At 64.3% G+C, this 18,092-nt stretch carries 15 protein-coding genes; 7 read left to right on the top strand and 8 right to left on the bottom strand.

The annotated features are described in order from the left end of the window. Positions 1-10: 10 nt before the first annotated feature. The gene (locus tag VEC01_RS05630) at positions 11-2,068 is read right to left on the bottom strand and encodes a UvrD-helicase domain-containing protein (RefSeq protein ID WP_324899594.1); all 2,058 of its coding nucleotides are present in this window, start codon (positions 2,066-2,068) and stop codon (positions 11-13) included. Between the two features lie 174 nt (positions 2,069-2,242). Between VEC01_RS05630 and VEC01_RS05635 the strand changes: the two genes are divergently transcribed. From VEC01_RS05635 to VEC01_RS05660, 6 genes are all read left to right on the top strand, one after another. After that, positions 2,243-2,881: a TetR/AcrR family transcriptional regulator gene (locus VEC01_RS05635; RefSeq protein ID WP_324899595.1), complete on the top strand. Its 639-nt coding sequence runs from the start codon at positions 2,243-2,245 to the stop codon at positions 2,879-2,881. Beyond that, complete coding sequence (locus VEC01_RS05640; protein ID WP_324899597.1) at positions 2,878-3,843, top strand: HlyD family secretion protein; 966 nt, start codon at positions 2,878-2,880, stop codon at positions 3,841-3,843. Before VEC01_RS05635 ends, VEC01_RS05640 begins: the two co-directional genes overlap by 4 nt. Next, positions 3,843-4,769: an ABC transporter ATP-binding protein gene (locus VEC01_RS05645; protein WP_414691417.1), complete on the top strand. Its 927-nt coding sequence runs from the start codon at positions 3,843-3,845 to the stop codon at positions 4,767-4,769. Before VEC01_RS05640 ends, VEC01_RS05645 begins: the two co-directional genes overlap by 1 nt. Beyond that, a complete protein-coding gene (locus VEC01_RS05650; RefSeq protein ID WP_324899601.1) occupies positions 4,766-5,890 on the top strand; it encodes an ABC transporter permease in 1,125 nt (374 codons plus the stop codon). Before VEC01_RS05645 ends, VEC01_RS05650 begins: the two co-directional genes overlap by 4 nt. A gap of 445 nt (positions 5,891-6,335) precedes the next feature. Continuing rightward, positions 6,336-7,541, top strand: coding sequence for an EAL domain-containing response regulator (locus VEC01_RS05655; protein WP_324899603.1), 1,206 nt, complete (start codon positions 6,336-6,338; stop codon positions 7,539-7,541). 43 nt (positions 7,542-7,584) lie between these two features. Then, positions 7,585-8,058 carry an SRPBCC family protein gene (locus VEC01_RS05660; RefSeq protein WP_324899605.1) on the top strand — a complete coding sequence of 158 codons (474 nt, stop codon included), beginning with the start codon at positions 7,585-7,587 and terminating at the stop codon, positions 8,056-8,058. 175 nt (positions 8,059-8,233) lie between these two features. Here the strand turns inward: VEC01_RS05660 and VEC01_RS05665 are convergent, their stop codons facing one another. Then, positions 8,234-9,475, bottom strand: a complete 1,242-nt coding sequence (locus VEC01_RS05665; RefSeq protein ID WP_324899607.1) for a YsnF/AvaK domain-containing protein — start codon at positions 9,473-9,475, stop codon at positions 8,234-8,236. A gap of 105 nt (positions 9,476-9,580) precedes the next feature. Continuing rightward, on the bottom strand, positions 9,581-10,231 hold the full coding sequence (locus tag VEC01_RS05670; RefSeq protein ID WP_324899609.1) for a YsnF/AvaK domain-containing protein: 651 nt from the start codon (positions 10,229-10,231) through the stop codon (positions 9,581-9,583). Positions 10,232-10,448: 217 nt separating this feature from the next. Between VEC01_RS05670 and VEC01_RS05675 the strand changes: the two genes are divergently transcribed. Beyond that, positions 10,449-11,048 carry a hypothetical protein gene (locus tag VEC01_RS05675; protein ID WP_324899611.1) on the top strand — a complete coding sequence of 200 codons (600 nt, stop codon included), beginning with the start codon at positions 10,449-10,451 and terminating at the stop codon, positions 11,046-11,048. 67 nt (positions 11,049-11,115) lie between these two features. Here the strand turns inward: VEC01_RS05675 and VEC01_RS05680 are convergent, their stop codons facing one another. The 5 genes from VEC01_RS05680 to VEC01_RS05700 form a co-directional block, all read right to left on the bottom strand. After that, complete coding sequence (locus tag VEC01_RS05680; RefSeq protein ID WP_324899613.1) at positions 11,116-11,865, bottom strand: endonuclease/exonuclease/phosphatase family protein; 750 nt, start codon at positions 11,863-11,865, stop codon at positions 11,116-11,118. Further along, entirely contained in the window at positions 11,862-14,024 is a 2,163-nt protein-coding gene (locus VEC01_RS05685; protein ID WP_414691418.1) for a VTT domain-containing protein, read from the bottom strand. The genes VEC01_RS05680 and VEC01_RS05685 overlap by 4 nt, the downstream gene beginning before the upstream one ends. A gap of 113 nt (positions 14,025-14,137) precedes the next feature. Next, positions 14,138-14,809, bottom strand: a complete 672-nt coding sequence (locus VEC01_RS05690; protein WP_324899617.1) for a glutathione S-transferase — start codon at positions 14,807-14,809, stop codon at positions 14,138-14,140. Between the two features lie 225 nt (positions 14,810-15,034). Beyond that, positions 15,035-17,059, bottom strand: coding sequence for a primosomal protein N' (locus VEC01_RS05695; RefSeq protein WP_324899619.1), 2,025 nt, complete (start codon positions 17,057-17,059; stop codon positions 15,035-15,037). A gap of 881 nt (positions 17,060-17,940) precedes the next feature. Beyond that, on the bottom strand, positions 17,941-18,092 hold a 152-nt coding region (locus VEC01_RS05700), incomplete at its 5' end, for a uroporphyrinogen decarboxylase family protein (RefSeq protein ID WP_324899629.1).

Here is an 18,092-nt window from a genome sequence, read left to right on the forward strand (position 1 = left end):
TCTGCGCGTTTTACGCGGCCCTGGGCTTGGATAGCAAGGCCTTGAGATTGGCCAGCCGGTCCTGGGGCGTGAGCTTTTCCTCTTCCTTCGGCACCGCATCGCCTTCATCGAGCTTCATCTCCTGGATGAAGCGCGACGGTTCGCAGTTGGAGTACTCTCTTGCGCGCTTGCGGCGCTTGCACCAGGTCACGTGCAGGCTGCGCTGCGCGCGCGTGATGCCGACGTACATCAGGCGGCGCTCTTCCTCGATGCGCGCGGCGAGCTGCTCGATCGGCGTGTCGGGGTCGCCCTTGTGCGGCAGGATGCCCTCTTCCACGCCGACCAGAAACACATGCGGATATTCCAGTCCCTTGGACGCATGCAGCGTGGACATGCGCACCGCATCCGGTTCCTCGTCCTTCCCTTCCAGCATGGTCATCAGCGCGACCATCTGCGTCAGTTCGAGCAGGCTCTTTTCCTCATCGGTACCGTCGCGCCCGCCGGTGCCCTTTTCCTTCAGCCAGTTGACGAAATCGAGTACGTTCTGCCATTTTCCCTGCGCCTGGCGGTCGTCGAAAGCGTCGTACAGATAGCCTTCGTAATTGATCTCCTTCATCATCTCGTCGAGCAGCTCGGCGGCGCTTTCGCCGCGCTTGGAGGCGCGCGCCTCCAGGCCGTTGATGAAGTTGCAGAACTGGCGCAACGGCCCGAGCTGGCGGTCATTGAGCTTGGCTTCGATGCCGCCCTTGAACACCGCTTCGAACAGGGAGCACTGCCACTGGCCGGCGAAGGAGCCGAGCACTTCCAGCGTCGCCTGTCCGACGCCGCGCTTGGGCGTGGTTATCGCGCGGATGAATGCCGGATCGTCGTCCCCGTTGGCGACCAGGCGCAGGTAGGACACGATGTCCTTGATCTCGGCACGGTCGAAGAAACTCTGGCCGCCGGAGATGGTGTACGGGATGCGCTCCTTGCGCAGCGCCTGTTCGATGATGCGCGCCTGGTGGTTGCCACGGTACAGGATCGCGTAGTCCGAAAACTTCGCGCGGCGCTCGAACTTGTGCGCGGAAATCATGATCGCGACCTGTTCCGCTTCGTGATCGTCGTCCTGCATCGCCATCACCTTGACCGGATCGCCGAGGCCGTGCTCGGACCAGAGCTGCTTCTCGAACAACTTCGGGTTATTGGAGATGACCGCGTTGGCCGCTTGCAGGATGCGCGTGCTGGAACGGTAATTCTGCTCGAGCTTGATCACCTTCAGGTCGGGGAAGTCGACCTGCAGCTGCTTGAGGTTTTCCAGCGTCGCGCCGCGCCAAGCGTAGATCGCCTGGTCGTCGTCGCCCACCGCGGTAAACATCGGCTTCTTGCCGATGCCGGTCACCAGCAGCTTGACCAGCTCGTACTGGCAGGTGTTGGTGTCCTGGTATTCATCGACCAGCAGATAGCGCAGCTTGCGCTGCCAGCGGTCGCGCACCGCTTCATTGCTGCGGAACAGCTCCACCGGCAGCCGGATCAGGTCGTCGAAGTCCACCGCCTGGTAGGAAGACAGCGTGGCGACGTAGTTGCGGTAGATGCGGGCGGCTTGCGCGTCGTCCTCGGTCACCGCCTGTTTCAACGCCGTGTCGGGATCGACCAGCGCGTTCTTCCACAGCGACATCGCGTTCTGGATGCGCCGGATCAGCTGCTTGTCAGTGGTGATCGCGAGATCCTGCACCAGCGAGAAGCAGTCGTCGCTGTCCATGATGGAGAAGCGGTCCTTCAGGCCGAGTTCCTTCGCCTCGCGGCGCAGGATCTGCACCCCGAGCGAATGGAAGGTGCAGACGGTGAGCTGCTTGGCTTCCTTCGGCTGCTTGAGCAGCTTGGCAATGCGCTCCTGCATTTCCAGCGCCGCCTTGTTGGTGAAGGTCACCGCGGCGATATTGCGCGCCTCGTAGCCGCAGTCCTCGATCAGGTGTGCGATCTTCTGCGTGATCACCCGCGTCTTACCGGAGCCGGCGCCGGCCAGCACCAGGCAGGGACCATCCAGGTAATGGACGGCCTCGCTTTGCGGACGGTTCATGCCGGGGGCGGTCTTGTGCGGGGCGTGTGACATCGGGAGATTGCAGCGGAAAAGCGGTGGCGCGAAAGCGGCTCATTGTAGCAGCGCGCGCCGATCCGGGCGGCAACGTTGCGTCATAGCTACGACAATAAATCGCTTGCGTTCCGGCGCGCACCGGCTACTCCTGCCCGCCACTGGCATTATTTTTATACGGCCGTATAATAACTCATGGCCCGCCCTTCCCAAAACATCGACCAGCGCCTGCTCGTCGCCGGCATGGAACTGCTGCCGCACACCGGCTGCCGCGGCTTGTCGGCACGCAAGCTGACCGAGCATGCAGGCGTGAACCTCGGAATGTTCCATTACCACTTCCGAAGCAAGAACAATTTCGTGCGCACGCTGCTGCAACAGATGTACGAGGGCATGTTTTCGGAACTGGTGTTGAAAGCGCAGGAAGGCGCGTCGCCAGTCGACAACCTGCGCAACGCAGTCACGGTGATCGCGCATTTCGGGCGCACGCACCGCCAGCTCCTGGTGCGGATCGGCGCCGACGCACTGGCCGGGGAACAGGTGGCGGCCGATTTCCTGCAAGCGAATCTGCCGCGCCACCTCGGCGTGATCGCCGGGCTGATCCTCGAGGCGCAGCGCGACGGCCATCTGGTGAAAGCGCCGCTGCCGCAGGTGATCGCCTTCATCGCCGGCGCGGTGATGTCGCCGGTGCTGCTGGGTGGCGCGCTGTTGGAAAACGGCATGCTGGCGCAGCCGGTCGCGGCGGCACTGGAACGCGACGTGCTGTCGAAGAAAGCGGTCGAGCAACGCATTGAATTCGCATTGCGCGGCCTGTCCCAACCCGGAGGCATTGCATGAAACCCCTGCCCGCCTGGCTTGCGCCGCTGGCCATTTCCGCCCTGCTAGCCGGCTGCGGCGACAAGCCGGCCGACTATTATCCCGGCTATGCCGAAGCCGAGTATGTGAGGCTGGCCACGCCGATCGCCGGCACGCTGACGAAACTCCATGTGCAGCGCGGCGACACGCTGGAACGCAATGCGCCCGCATTTGTGCTGGAACAGGACAGCGAACGCGCGGCGCGCGAGGAAGCGGCAGCGCGGGTGCAGCGCGCGCAGGCGCAGCTGGCCAATCTGCAGAAGGGACGGCGCGCGGAGGAAGTGGCCGCGGTGCAGGCGCAGCTTGCGCAGGCGGACGCGGCGCTGCAGCTGTCAACCGGCAATCTCGCGCGCCAGAAGCAGCTGGTGGCCGACAAGTTCATCTCGGCCGCGCATCTCGATGAAGCGCGCGCGGCGCTGGAACGCGACCAGGCGCGCGTGAACGAATTGCGCGCGCAGCTGCGGATAGCCAGGCTCGGCGCCCGCCCCGACGAGATCGATGCGGCGCGGCAGGAATTGCACGCGTCCCGGGCACAGCTTACGCAGGCGGAATGGAAGCTGGCGCAAAAGACGCAGCGCGCGCCGGTCGGCGGCGCGGTGGCCGACGTGCTGTACCGCGAAGGCGAATTCGTGCAGTCGGGCAGCCCGGTGGTGAGCGTGCTGCCGCCGCAGAACATCAAGCTGCGCTTCTTCGTGCCCCAGGCGCAACTGGGGACGCTGCGCATCGGCCAGGCGGTGCTGGCGCACTGCGACGGCTGCGGCGCCGCGGTGCCGGCGAAGATCAGCTACATCTCCGCCGCGCCGGAATACACGGCGCCGCTGATTTACAGCAAGGAAAACCGCGCGACGCTGGTGTTCATGATCGAGGCACGCCCGGCGCCCGAGCAGGCGGCATCGCTGCACCCGGGCCAGCCGGTCGAGATCCGGCTCGCGCAGGCGAAATGATGGATGCCGCTCCGGCCATCATCGACGTGCGCGGCCTGACCAAGCGCTATGGCGGGCGGGTGGTGGTCGACCATGTCGACATGCAGGTCGCGCGCGGGCGCATCCACGGCTTCCTCGGTCCGAACGGCAGCGGCAAGACCACCACCATCCGCATGCTGTGCGGGCTGCTCACGCCGGATGAAGGCAGTGGCACCTGCCTCGGCTACGATATCCGCAGCGAGTCGCGCAAGATCAAGCGCCATGTGGGCTACATGACGCAGAAGTTCGGACTGTACGACGACCTGAGCATCGAGGAAAACCTGGCGTTCATCGCGCGCGTGTACGAAGTGCCGGACGCGAAACGCAGGGTGCAGGCGATGCTGGAACAGCTCGGGCTCGCGAGCCGCCGCACGCAGCTGGCGGGCGCGCTGTCCGGCGGATGGAAGCAGCGCCTGGCGCTTGCCGCCTGCTTGCTGCACGACCCGCAGCTGCTGCTGCTCGACGAACCGACCGCCGGCGTGGATCCGAAGGCGCGGCGCGAATTCTGGGACCAGCTGCACACGCTGGCAGCCGGCGGGCTGACGGTGCTGGTGTCCACCCATTACATGGATGAGGCGGAGCGCTGCCACCGCCTCGCGTACATCGCCTACGGCCAGCTGCTGGCGCAGGGCAGCGCGGAAGAACTGATTGCCGGCGCGGGTCTGGCGACCTGTTCCGTCACCGGGCCGGGTCTGGCCGACGCCGCGCGCGCCCTGCGCGCGCACCCGTCGCTGCACGTCGCTTCGTTCGGTGCCGCGCTGCATGTCAGCTGCGCGTCCGAGCGTGAGCTGGAGGCGGCGCTGGCGCCCTTGCTCGGCGGCACGCTTCGGGTCGAGCGCGTCGCCACCAGCCTGGAAGATGTGTTCATCGCGCTGATGAGCCGTTCGAGGGACAACTATCCATCATGAACTGGTCGCGCCTGCTCGCCATCCTGATCAAGGAATTCCGCCAGATCCGGCGCGACCGTCTGACGTTCGCGATGATGGTCGCAGTGCCGATCATGCAGCTGGTGCTGTTCGGCTATGCGATCAATACCGATCCGAAGCGCCTGCCGATGGCAGTGGTGACCGCCGATGAAAGCGAGTTCTCGCGCAGCCTGGTGGCGAGCCTGGAAAATTCCGACTACTTCCGCGTCACCAAGCGCCCGCGCAGCGAGGCGGAAGGAAACCGCCTGCTCGATGAAGGCAGCGTGCAGTTCCTGCTGGTGATCCCGCCCGACTTTTCGCGGCAGCTGCTGCGCGGCGAACGGCCGGCGGTGCTGCTGGCGGCCGACGCGACCGATCCGGCGGCGTCCGGCAATGCCCTGGCCGCCGTCAGCGCGATCGGACGGCAGGCGCTGGCGCGCGACCTGACCGGCCCGCTACGCAGCCTGCAGGCATCCGACGCGCCGTTCGAGATCCGGCCGCAGCGCCGCTACAACCCGGAAGGGGTGTCGCGCTACAACATCGTGCCCGGCCTGATCGGGGTGATCCTGACGATGACGATGGTGATGATGACGTCGCTCGCGATGACCCGCGAGCGCGAACGCGGCACGATGGAAAACCTGCTGGCGACGCCGGTGCGGCCGATCGAGGTCATGGTCGGCAAGATCGCGCCCTACATTCTGATCGGTTATGTGCAGGTGGTGGTGATCCTGCTCGCCGCGCGCCTGCTGTTCGAGGTGCCGATGATGGGCAGCCTGGCGCTGCTGTCGGCGGCGCTGGTGGTGTTCATCGCCGCCAACCTCGCAGTGGGCTTCACCTTCTCGACGATTGCGAAGAACCAGCTGCAGGCAATGCAGCTCACCTTCTTCTTTTTCCTGCCGTCGATGCTGCTGTCCGGTTTCATGTTCCCGTTCCGCGGCATGCCGGCGTGGGCGCAGACCATCGGCGAAGCGCTGCCGCTGACGCATTTCCTGCGTATCGTGCGCGGCATCATGCTCAAGGGGAACGGCATCGCGGAGATCGCTCCTGAACTATGGCCGATCGCCGCATTCATGCTGGCGGCGGGCTCGGTCGCGCTGATGCGCTACCGTCAAACGCTGGACTGAGCCGCACCGCAACCTCGGGCCATCCCTCAAGGCGCGGCGAACAGGTCCGTGCCGTTACGGTATGAAATCCCTTCCGCGACGTCGTGCGGCGGTTCGGCCAGCATGCGGCGGTAGAAGGCCGCGTGTTCTTCCACCTGCGCCCGCGCGGGTTGCGGGAAAAGCCGAAGGAGCGCGGCAGATCACCCCGGAAACGGCAGATCTCGGACGCTGGTGCGTTCCCGGCCTGGGACTGCAGCGACTGCGCGTTGCTGCCGCACGGCCGGGAAATGCGAAACACCCTTAGCATGAGAAATAGCTCCTTTCGGAATTAATTTCTTACAAACCCGGGGCAAGTCCGGGCGCGTCGCGCCGCTCTTTACAAACCGGGACATTGAACCGAAACTGATGTTTATTGACGAATATCAATATGGCGCAACGAGCGCCCGGCCGCATTCGATACAACGCCATGACCCAAGATAACCGGACGAGACTCGCCGACCTGCGCTTCCTGATTGCGGAAGATGACGAATTCCAGCGCCACTGGCTGCGCGTCATGCTGGTCAAGCTCGGCGCGCAGCACATCGAAGAGGCGGAGAACGGCAGGGCCGCGCTCGACCGCCTGTTGTCAAAGGACGACATCGATGTCAGCTTCATCGACTTGAACATGCCTTGCATGGACGGCATCGAACTGGTACGCCACCTCGCGCAGAGCGACAGCCGGACCGCGATCGTGCTCACCAGCGCGCTCGGCTCGGCGTTGCTGTTCTCGGTGGAGACGATGTCCAAGGCCTACGAGGTCAACCTGCTCGGCACCTTTGAAAAACCTGCCACGCCGGAAGTGCTGCAGGATCTGATCGGCCGCTACCAGCCGCCGTCGGCGCGGCGCGCGAAGACGGCGCCGGCGTTCACCCTCGAGGAAATCCGCGAAGGCATCCGCGCCGGGCAGTTCGAGCCTTTCTTCCAGCCCAAGGTGGAGCTTGCTACCGGCAAGGTGAAGGCGGTTGAAGCGTTCGTGCGCTGGCGCCATCCGCAGCATGGACTGATCAGGCCTCCCGCGTTCATCCCCGTCCTGGAAGCGAGCGGCCACATGGAAGACCTGACCTGGCTGGTGATCGAGCGCTCGATCGCTGCGTGCCGTGGATGGCACGACCAGGGACTGCCGCTGTCTGTGTCGATCAACTTGTCGGCCACGTCGCTGGCCGAGCAGGGACTGGCGGAAAGGATTCTCGCGTACATCATCCAGCACGGGTTGCAGCCGCAGGACCTGACAATCGAAATCACTGAACTGATGGCGATGACTGATGTGCCGGTCTGCCTGGAAAACCTGGCGCGCCTGCGCATGAAGGGCTTCGGCCTGTCGATCGACGACTACGGCACTGCGCACTCCAATGTGCAGCAGTTGCTGCGCATTCCTTTCCTCGACCTCAAGATCGACCGTTCCTTCGTGGCCGGCGCGTCGCAGAACAAGCAGATGCACATCGCCCTCAGTTCCTGCCTGGAACTGGCGCGGAAATTACGCCGCAACTCGGTTGCGGTCGGCGTTGAAACGCGCGAAGACTGGGACCTGCTGCGCGACCTCGGCTGTACCTATGCGCAGGGTTTCTACATCGCCAGGCCGATGGAACGTGACGCGGTACCGGGGTGGATCGAGGAGTGGTCGCAGTTTTTCTGAGGCGGCGCTACACTGACCGATTCTTCGCACGGTCTGATCCGCCATGAAATTCGAACACCTGATTGAAATCAACGACCCGCACAATCCGCTGATTGAACGCCTGTCGCGCTCGCAACTCTGGCGCGGCCTGGTGCTGCGCGCGGAAACCCCGATGGATTTCGTCCCCTACCTCGACCGCTGCCATATCATCGAACGCGGCGAGCAGGGCCTGTCGCGCGAGCTGCATTACGGAGACCTGGTGGTGCACGACCGCGTCACTTTCCTGCCGCAACGCCAGGTGGTCTACCACGTGCCGCCGCAAGAGGGCATTCCGGAATCGCGGCTGACGATGACCATCGAGGAGCCGGAGCCGGACATCCTGTTCGTGCGCTTTGAATACAGCGACGGCGCGGGCGAGACGGAAGACGGCGCGGAAGCGTTCTACAACGATTTCCGGCGCTCGGCCTACACCGAATCGGATATCGACACGATACGGACCATTCGCGAAATGGCGGACGCGGGCAGGCTGGGCGACTGAGGCAGCGGCCGGGTCGGCCGCCACACGGGTACGCTTGCTGCAGCCACTCCCCTCCCCCGTCAATCCGGCACCCCGGATATGGCGCGGGGAGCCGTGCATCGCTGCGACGGCTCCCCGCTGTGCCCCTCCCATCTCGGGAGGGATCGTCAGACGTCAGACTGCTTGCATTCCCTCCTTAGTGGCGGCCGCGTCCGGTCACGCGCTCGGCGCCGTAGCGCACCGCATCCTTGACCTTATCCCACGTGCTTTCGGGATGGTTGCGTTCCCAGTCGCTGCGCAGGTTCGGCTCGGCGTCTTCCCAGCGATAGTTCTTGTAGCGCTCGTCGCTGCCCGCCATGGTCGATCCATAACGATAAGCCGCGTCGTAGTCCTCGTAGCGGCCGCCCGACTGGCCATAGGCGGTCTGCCAGTGCGTGCGGAAGTCGGAATCGTCCGCTGTCATCGAGGTATCGGCGTAATCGGTGCGCATCGTCCCGCTGCCGGAGGCGCCGAGCTGCTCGACATCGACCTCGGTCCTGCGTACCGTATCGTTGATGTCGGCGGTCTCCTGCGTGACTTCCTTGCCCACCACCACTTCCTCGACCACGCGCGCGGTCTTGGATACCACGGCCTCTTCTCCCATTTCGCGCAGCTCGACCGAACCTTCCTTGAAGGCCGCCATGTCGGCTTCGGTCGCCGGCTGGTCGACCCGATGGCGTTCGACGCTCACGTGTTCCTGGCGCAAGTCGACCGATTCCTGCACCGGCCTTTCGGTTACGCGCGAGAAGATGCGCACGCCGCCACGCTGCACCGCACGCTTGCCGACCTTCAATTCTTCCTCGACGATCGGAATGCGGGTCTGCTCGCCGGTCGTCGACTGGGCCGTGCGGCCGGTATCCGCGGTCGACGACATCGCGCTCATGCCGGCGGTGCTGCCGGTCGTGCCGCTGTCGGCGGTCATGCCGGCACTGCTGCGGCCCTGCGAATACATCGAGCGGTCCTTCTGGACTTCGCTGTCGGTGTACATCGGTGCCGCGGCGTCATAGCCGGTCCAGCCTTCGCTGCGCCACTGGGACGAGCGCTCATCGATATCGACCGGGTCGAACCGGTTCATCACTTCCACCGCACGCTCGCGCTGCTCGTCGCTGGCGGCGTTAACGGTGAGCACGCAATGGCCGCGACGCACCGCTTCCGAATACATGTCGCCGTGCGTACGGTCTTCGTCGTCGTCCATCCCGAACAGGGAGCGGAAGAAGTGGCCGATGCCGGAGCCCGAATGCTGGTCGGTCGTCGTCGTCGTGGTATCGCCGGTCGCCGCGCGATCCGATTCCGGGCTCAACTGCACGTCACTGCGGGAGAACCCGCTGGCGAGCAACTCGTTCATCACGTTTTGCGCCTGGGCATAACTGTCGTACACGCCTACTACCGTATTTTCCATGATCACAATCTCCTTAAACTGGGGTTGTCCGGCAGGTCGTCCGGGGTCGTCCTTGACCAGAGGGGGGTAGCGAACGCATAAGTCGTGCCTGCCCTTCCCGCTCCGTCAGGAGCGTTCCCTGCCCTCATCGAACCGCTCCACCTGCACCTGCTCGGAACGCAGCATCACGGTTTCCGGCATGCGCACTTCCTCGCGGTAGCGGGTGATCCGCACTTCTTCCCGCAGCAGCAATTGCTTCTGCACCACCAGTACTTCCTCCAGCACCGGCACCACCAGCGTCTCGCCCTCGTAACGCAGTTGCGGAACGTCCGATTCCGAGACCACGCGTCCGACTGCCACATGCTCGACTTCCAGACGGTCGCGCGACAGCGGCTGGTCGAGCACCTCTTCACGTTCGGAAACCGTCTTGTGGATGCGCACGCCGCGGCCGGTGTCGATCACGCGCTTGGATACGTGCACTTGCTCTTCCATGACAGGAAACGTGAGCTGGGTCGGCTGCTGGGATCCGGACGGAATCGTGAAGGCGAACGGTAGGCGAAAACTGCCGTCATCCTGCGGCGCGAGCAAGCCGACCGGCACCAGCACCTGCGCGCCGCTTTGCACGCGTATCCATGCCTGCGGACCTGCGGTACTGTCGCCGCCGTCGGGCTGCACTGCCATCACTGCGGCCTCGTTGCCGCCGGTGTCGACCACGCGCGCGCCGACCAGTCCTTCGTGTGAGGCGGCAATGTCGCCGCGTTCGGAGATGTGCGCCATGGAGAGATTTCCCATTCGGGTCAAGGGAACAGCGAATGCATGCAAGGACCGGGCCGTGCAGTTTCGTGCGTGCGGTTCACGATGACGTAGCGGAGCACAGGCCTTTTTTACCTTAGAAGCGAAAAAATTACAGCGAGGCCGTCACTTGCCGGCGTCGAACTAATGCAATGGCTTGCGCTCTTACACGTATTCGTCATTGTCAACGGAGGAGTTCGCCGTGAGCGTCATCATTGCAGGCCGGTTCGAGCAGCAATCGCAAGTCGAAGACAGTATCGAAGAACTGGTGCGCGCGGGATTCGACCGGGCGCAGATTGTCTACTTCTACGTCAATCCGCCCGGACAGCACGACCTCTATCCGATCGGTGGCGATCATGCCACCTCGGCCGGCGCGCATGCGTCCGACAAAGGGGTCGCGACAGGGGCCGCCGCCGGCGCCGCGGTCGGGATCGCGGCAACGCCTTTCCTCGGTCCGGTCGGTACGGTGGCTGGCGGCTTGCTGGGCGCCCATGTCGGCGGCCTGGTCGGCGGACTGTCGGAGATGAAGGACAAGGGCGAAACCGGCGATGATGCGGAAGATGCGGACAATGCGGTTCCCTTGCGTCACGCCGGCATGCTGCTCGCCGTCGCGGTAGGCGATCGCGAGTACGAGGACCGCGCGGTCCATGTGCTGCGTTCACTCGGCGCTGCCGACATCGAACGCAGCGAGGGCACGATCGCGGACGGCGACTGGACCGATTTCGACCCGACTTCCACGCCGCAGCTTGTGCGCAATGCGCCGGAGCAGAAACGTCCGGGCGGGCAAAACCAGCGCGCATAGCGCGCATCCCGCACCCGCTGTTGCGCGGCGGCACCCGGCGCGACGGCTCCCGTTAGCCGTCAGTCCGTCAGCCGTCGATGTGCGCGATCAGCGGCAGGTGGTCGGACGCGACGCGCGCCAGCGGCGTCCCATGCACCTCCACATGCACCAGCCGATGGCGCGGCCTGATCCAGATCCGGTCCAGCGCGAACAGGGGCCGCCGCGACGGGAAGGTGCGGGGTGCCGGCACCGCCTGGAAATGCGACGCCAGCCAGCGCAGCGAACGGCCCCAAATGAACCATTCGTTGATGTCGCCGAGCAGGATCACCGGCATCTCCTCGGTATCGAACATCTGCAGCAGCTTGCGAATCTGCGCGCGCCGCTCGGCAAAGCGCAGCCCGAGGTGCGTGGCGACCACGCGCAGCAGATGGCCGTGGCAGTCGACGTCCGCGTCGAGTGCGCCGCGCGGCTCACGGCTGCCGAAACTGAGGTCGATCGAACGCAGCGACACGATCGGATAGCGGCTGAGCACGGCGTTCCCATAGCGCCGCTCCGGCGTGTCGCAGGCAGGACCTTCGGCGGCGGAGAAACCGGTCGCATCGCGCAACGCGGCCAGCACATTCGGCGTCCTGCTGCCGCCGAGCGGCACTTCCTGCAAAGCGACGATGTCTGCGTTCATCTCGAGCAGCACGTCCGCCACGCGCTGTGGCGCAAAACGCCCGTCGCAGCCAACCGCGCCGTGGATGTTGTAGGTCGCGACCGTCAGCGGCCAAGGATCAAGGTCGGCTGCGGCACGCAGCCGCAGTGGTGCAACATCCGCCGTCACATCATCCATCATGCGGCTTGGTCCTCCTTGCGCCGCAGCAGCTTCTGCAAACCAAGGGCGATCGCGATCAGGCTCGCCGCTACACCAGCCATCACCGCTACCGTGCCAGGACTCGGATTGCGTACCGCTTCCGCAAGATGATGCACGAAGGTCACGGTGATGGTGATCCCCGGCAGCATTCCGATCAGGGTGCCAACCAGGTAGTCGCGAAATCCGATATGCGAAGCGCCTGCAACGACATTGACGACAGTAAACGGCGCCACCGGCAGCATGCGCACGACAACCATGGCCAGTATGCCGCGCTTGCCGATGCGCCTGCTCAGATTGTTGATGCGCGGACCCAGCAGGCGGCGCACGGTGTCGCGCCCCAGCCAGTGCCCGAGGCCATAGGCGGCGGCTGCACTGAGCATGGTGCCGCCGAGCGCGTATAACGAGCCGTAGAAGGGGCCGAATACGATGCCTGTGACTGCGATCAACAGCATGACGGGAATCATCGCCATGCCCGCGATCACGTAGCTGCAGATGACGGCGACTGGCGTAAACGGCAGTTGTTCGAGGTCGCGCGCGAGTCCGACCAGCGACGCCAGGTTGACCCAGTCGCGCAGCGGCGTCCATCGCCACGCGACCGCAAGCAGCGCCAGCGCGATGGCAAGCACGCCGACACCGATCAGGCGCCGCGGTACCGGCTTGCGCGCGTCCTTGGGCACGAATTCGGCCACCAGCTGGTCGGGTTCGATCGGTTTTTCCGGATCGAACAGCGCCTGCTCGGGGATCAGGGCATCGAGTTCCGGCGTGGTCTCCGGCTCGAGCACGTGCAGCGTGCGTTCCGACTGGCGCAGCGCTGCCGCGGCGCGGTGCAGGCTGCCGCGCATCCGGATTTCGGCCTGCACCGTCTCCGGTGTGCTGTCGAGATGCTCCGCCAGCAGACGGTCGCGCAGGTGCGTGATCGCGGTGCGGATGCGCGCCGCGTCCGGGCCGTGCGCCTCGATCGTGATATTGCATTCGGTATCGAGCGCCATCGATCGGCTCGACAGGTTGGCCGAGCCGATCGAAAACAGGGTATCGTCGATCGCGAACACCTTGCTGTGCACGTTCAGGCACTGATCGGTGAAGCCGGGCACGTGCGGGCAATACATGCGGTAGCGCCCGTAGCGGTCGGCCGCCACGATCCGCTTGTGCGCTCGCGCGCGCAGCACGCCCATCGTGGCCTGCTCCAGCCAGCCGCTCTGTGTCTTCGGCGAGATCACGAAGACCTCGGGGCCGTCCGGCTCGTCAAGCCGTGCCGCAAGGGCATCGGCCAGCATGCCCGAGGTAAAGTATTGATTCTCGAAAAAGATGGTGCGGCGTGCGGCGGCAATCGCATCGAGATGCAGCTGACGCACTTCATGCACGCCGGCGCGGCCTTCGAAAGCCGGCTCGGTGCGGGAAATCGCGACCTCGACATCGGTCAGGTCGGGCAGCACCCCTTCCGGCCACGCCTCGTGCAGGCCGACCGCGGGCATCGGCACCGTTTCGCCGGTCGCGTTCTGCCAGCGCAGGCGTGCCAGTTCGCCCAGCGCGCGCGCGGCGTCGCCATCCACCAGCGCCTGTACATCATGGAAAGGGCCGTGCGGCTTGCCGTCGCTGTCGCAGCGCAAGGGTTCATCATGCGCGTGTTGCGGGGTATCCCAGCGGCAGCGGGTGATGTCGAGACCGCCGACGAACGCGACGCTGTCGTCGACCACCACCACCTTCTGGTGGTGCGAGCCGCCGATCGGGTGCCGCGCATCCATGCGGAACGACAGGCGGCGGTGGGTGCGCCAGTCGAGCTTGTAGACCGGCAGCCACTCGCGTTCCAGCGCGTACAGCATCGCGAAGTCCCAGTTGAGCACATAGGCATGCAGGTCGGGACGCGCCGCGACCACTGCATGCAGGAAATCCCCGAGCGGCTCCGGGAAACCATCATTGGCGCCGCACGGAACGAGCCGGGTGCGGCTGTCGATGTCCCAGCTCAGTATGAAAATACTGTGGCGCGCGTTGCGAATCGCATTGCGCACCGCGCGGAAATACGCGTCCGCATCCACCAGCATCGCAAAGCGGTCCGCGTGTTCGATGCGCCAGCAGTTGTGCCCTGGTTGCAGCAGGGCAGGCGGGGCGGACGGCTTGTCGATCCGCCCCTCGGGAAATGGCAGGTTCACGATGTCGATTGGAAAGTCTTCTTTTTCCTTTCGACGCGCGGCTCGTGCGTTAGTTTCTGTGGCTTGCGCCGTGCAGGGTTGCCGCCGGGAAGAATGGATACGTGGCGTCAGCCGAGGAGTTCATAGGTGCCGCCGCGTTCGAGTGCGCGCTTGTATGCCGGTCGCTTGTGTATGCGTTCCAGAAAGTCCATCAGCCTCGGCCGTTTTGCGTCCAGCCCGCCGCGCGCGGCCGCCGCTTCGAGCGGGAAGCTCATCTGGATGTCGGCGGCGCTGAATGCGCGCCCGGCGAACCATTTCTGCTTGCCAAGCTCGCTTTCGAGGTAGTCGAGGTGGCGCTCGATCTGTGGCAGCACGAATGACTTCTTCGCGCGCTGCGCGATCGCTTTTGCAACCGGCTTCACGAGGAAAGGCAGCGGCCCGTGTTCGATGCGGTCGAATACCAGCTTGAGCAGCAGCGGCGGCATCGCCGAGCCTTCCGCATAGTGCATCCAGTAGGTATAGCGCAGCCGCTCCGGGGTGCCCGCCGCCGGCGACAGCCGGCCTTCGCCGTAGCGCTCGACCAGGTACTCGATGATCGCGCCCGATTCGGCAAGGGTCAGTCCGTCATCGGTGATCACCGGAGACTTGCCCAACGGATGCACTTCGCGCAGCGCCGGCGGCGCCAGCATCGTCTTCGGGTCGCGCTCGTAGCGCTTCACGTCGTATTCGAGGCCGAGTTCCTCCAGCAGCCACAGCACGCGCTGGGAACGGGAATTGTTTAGGTGATGAACGATGATCATGGGAAGGTTTTTCTTGTTGTCGTTGGCGGCCTATTGTCCCACGAGTGGTGAAAGACGTCAGGGCGGCCTCGCCGGATCCTGGTGCAGCACCGACGCGATGAACGCATCCACCGTGCCGGTGTAGGCACCGGCGGCCTCTCTCTTTTTCAATCGGGGTTTTGTATCGGAAGGTAGCGCCGCACCGTGGAACGGCCAGTGCTGTCGCAGTGCTGTACGGCATCGCGGTTAAATATCGACCGGGTCGACTTCCAGCGACCACTTCGCTCGCGTCTTCGTGGCACGCAGCGCTGCCATCCAGGCCTTGAGGAAGGCTTGCAGTGCCGGACGTGACGGCGACTCTACCAGCAGCTGCGCGCGCTCGACGTTGGCTACCCGGGTCACCGTCATCGGGATCGGATCGTGAATGGTGATGCCGGGATGCTCGACACACACCGCCGCGTGCTGCAGGAAATCGAGCGCGGTCTGCAGCTCGCGTGCCTCGGCGCGCAGCAGCGCCTGGTACATGAAAGGCGGCAGGCCTGCCTGCTGCCGTTCTTCCAGCACCTGGCCGGCGAAGCGGTCGTAGTCGTGCGCCATCACCGCGCCGTACAGCGGATGCTGCGGGTAGCGGGTCTGGATCAGCACTTCGCTCGGACTGCCGCCCTCCTTGCGCCCCGCCCTGCCGGCCCGGCCCGCGACCTGCATCAGCTGCGCGAACAGCCGTTCGCTGGCGCGATAGTCATGCGAGAACAGCGCGGTATCGGGATTGAGCACGCCGACCAGCGTGAGCAGGCGGAAGTCATGGCCCTTGGCGACCATCTGGGTGCCGATCAGGATGTCGACTTCGCCGCCGTGCACCCGGTCGAATGCGGCCTGCGCGCTGCCTTTCAGGCGTGTCGAATCGGCATCGATGCGCATGATGCGCGCCTGCGGGAAGATCTGCTGCAAGCCCTCCTCGACCCGCTGCGTGCCGCGGCCAAGCGGCTGCAGGTCGACGTTGCCGCAGGTCGGGCAGGATTTCGGAATGCGCAGCTCCAGGCTGCAGTGGTGGCAGCGCAGCCGGTGCTCCGGCTTGTGCAGCACCATGAACGCGGTACAGCGCGGACAATTGCCGATCCAGCCGCAGGCGTCGCAGGCCAGCACCGGCGCGTAGCCGCGGCGGTTCAGGAACAGCAGCGATTGCTCGCCGCGCTCCAGGCGCAGCTTGATCGCCGACACCAGGGTCGAGGTCAGCCCTTCGCCCGGCTTGTCGCGCTCCATGTCGATCAGCCGCACCCGGGGCAGCACCGCATCCTTGGAAGCGCGCTCGCGCAGCTCGAGCTTGCGGTAGCGCCCGGACTGCACATGCTGCCAGGTTTCCAGCGACGGCGTGGCCGAACCGAGCACGATCGGGATCTGCAGCTGGCGCGCACGCCAGACCGCCAGGTCGCGCGCCGAATAACGCAGACCTTCCTGCTGCTTGTACGACGGGTCGTGCTCTTCGTCGATGATGATCAGCCTGAGGTTCGGCAGCGATGCCAGGATCGCCAGCCGGGTGCCGAGTATGATGCGCGCCTGGCCGAGGTGTGCCGCCAGCCAGTTCGTCACGCGCTCGCCTTCGGCGAGCCCGCTGTGCAGGGTAGCCACCCGCACGCCGGGAAAGCGCGCGCGGATGTTTCCTTCGAGCTGGGGCGTGAGGTTGATCTCCGGGATCAGGATCAGCACCTGGGCGTTGTCGCTGCGTGCGAGGATCTGCGCGGCGGCCTGCAGGTACACCTCGGTCTTGCCGCTGCCGGTCACGCCGTACAGCAATGTCGGCGCAAAGCCATCGGCCGCGGCAATCGCATCGGCCGCCTGCTGCTGGGCCGGATTGAGCGGCGGCGCGTCCGCCGGTGAAGGGTCATGCGCATGCTCGATCTTCGCAAGCTTTTTCAACGCGCGGTCGAGCGAGACCGGCTTTTCCGCGCGCAGGTTCTTCGGCAGGCCCGGGACGGCGACTTCGCCAAGCGGGCGCTGGTAATAGTCGGCCGCGAATGCGCACAGCGCCATCCATTGCGCGCTCAGTGGCGCCAGCTGGGTGCGTACCGAGAGTACATCCTTGAGCTTGTCGGCCGGGACGGCGGTGCTGTCGCCGACAGCGACGATCAGCCCGATTGCCTGGCGCCGTCCGAACGGCACCAGCGCAAGCTGTCCGGGCACCGGCACCGGGTCCGCAGGCGCACCGATCCAGCGATAGTCGAAGCAGGTGTCGAGCGGCGTATCGAGGGCGATGGTCAGGTAGAGCGTGGTCACAGGATCAGGTGCGGGTTAGAGAGGATGCGCGGCCGGCTGCAGTGAGGGCCTTGCGCAGCCGGCGCGGCAAGCGCGCCAAAACCGGCTCGCAGGCTAGCATGATCTCCAACGCTCCTCATGTAATTCTTGAAAAAGACTTCTAAATCCCCGATTCGTAACGACTTTTTGAGAAATCCACAAAGTCTGTGGATAACTTTGTGGAGAAGCTACCATTGATCCACGGAAAAGCGCGATTTCATGCGGATTTTCTTACATTGCTCATTTGAAAAGCAGAAAAAAACTGCTTAAAAATCAGTACGTTGAAACGCCATATTCTTGACTAAAAATATTTCTGATAAGAAATACTTGACATACCTCACAAGAATTCCGGCAACTTGTTTCTGTGAATAAGTCCGAAAAACCGGCAGTCAACTACTTCCATTTTGACTTACAAGCCCCGGTCGACGTGTTTACTGGTCAGGCTACGCCGGTACTGGACCCCCGGCATTAAAGGACCAGGCTTTTATCTGCTGTCAAGATTCTTCGATCGTCACCTGTTATGCAATACCTAATGTAAATCTTAAAGAATCGTTCTAAATGCCCGATTCGTAAGAGGTTTTTTTGCTATCCACAAAGTCTGTGGATAACTTTGTGGAGAACCGCCTCTTGACAGCCCCGGAAGCCTGAATTCATGCGGGTTCCAACAAAATGCTAAATTGAAAAGCAAAAAAAAGTGACTTAAAAATCAAAGACTTGCAAAAGGAATGTTTGCAGGAAAAATTATTTTCCATAAATTTTTATGCTGCTTTGCACAAATCGGATTTTGTGAATAAGCGACGCAAAACCGGTCCGGCAGTGTCTCATTTGGTGCTGACAGACGGACAAGGTCTTGCCTGCGACGCTTACTTGTCTTCGCGCATCTCGCGGCTCATCTCATGCACCGCCTCCACCAGCACCGACACCGATTCCGGCGGCGTGAATTGCGAGATGCCGTGCCCGAGGTTGAATACATGGCCGTGGCCGGCGGCCGGCTTGCCATAGCTTTGCAGCAGCT

The organism is Noviherbaspirillum sp. (assembly GCF_035627455.1).
GTDB lineage: Bacteria > Pseudomonadota > Gammaproteobacteria > Burkholderiales > Burkholderiaceae_D > Noviherbaspirillum.

Bases quoted from the DNA above. Each gene is read 5' to 3' on its own strand.
- VEC01_RS05630 (WP_324899594.1), bottom strand. From the start codon at position 2,068: ATGTCACACGCCCCGCACAAGACCGCCCCCGGCATGAACCGTCCGCAA.
- VEC01_RS05635 (WP_324899595.1), top strand. From the start codon at position 2,243: ATGGCCCGCCCTTCCCAAAACATCGACCAGCGCCTGCTCGTCGCCGGC.
- VEC01_RS05640 (WP_324899597.1), top strand. From the start codon at position 2,878: ATGAAACCCCTGCCCGCCTGGCTTGCGCCGCTGGCCATTTCCGCCCTG.
- VEC01_RS05645 (WP_414691417.1), top strand. From the start codon at position 3,843: ATGGATGCCGCTCCGGCCATCATCGACGTGCGCGGCCTGACCAAGCGC.
- VEC01_RS05650 (WP_324899601.1), top strand. From the start codon at position 4,766: ATGAACTGGTCGCGCCTGCTCGCCATCCTGATCAAGGAATTCCGCCAG.
- VEC01_RS05655 (WP_324899603.1), top strand. From the start codon at position 6,336: ATGACCCAAGATAACCGGACGAGACTCGCCGACCTGCGCTTCCTGATT.
- VEC01_RS05660 (WP_324899605.1), top strand. From the start codon at position 7,585: ATGAAATTCGAACACCTGATTGAAATCAACGACCCGCACAATCCGCTG.
- VEC01_RS05665 (WP_324899607.1), bottom strand. From the start codon at position 9,475: ATGGAAAATACGGTAGTAGGCGTGTACGACAGTTATGCCCAGGCGCAA.
- VEC01_RS05670 (WP_324899609.1), bottom strand. From the start codon at position 10,231: ATGGCGCACATCTCCGAACGCGGCGACATTGCCGCCTCACACGAAGGA.
- VEC01_RS05680 (WP_324899613.1), bottom strand. From the start codon at position 11,865: ATGATGGATGATGTGACGGCGGATGTTGCACCACTGCGGCTGCGTGCC.
- VEC01_RS05690 (WP_324899617.1), bottom strand. From the start codon at position 14,809: ATGATCATCGTTCATCACCTAAACAATTCCCGTTCCCAGCGCGTGCTG.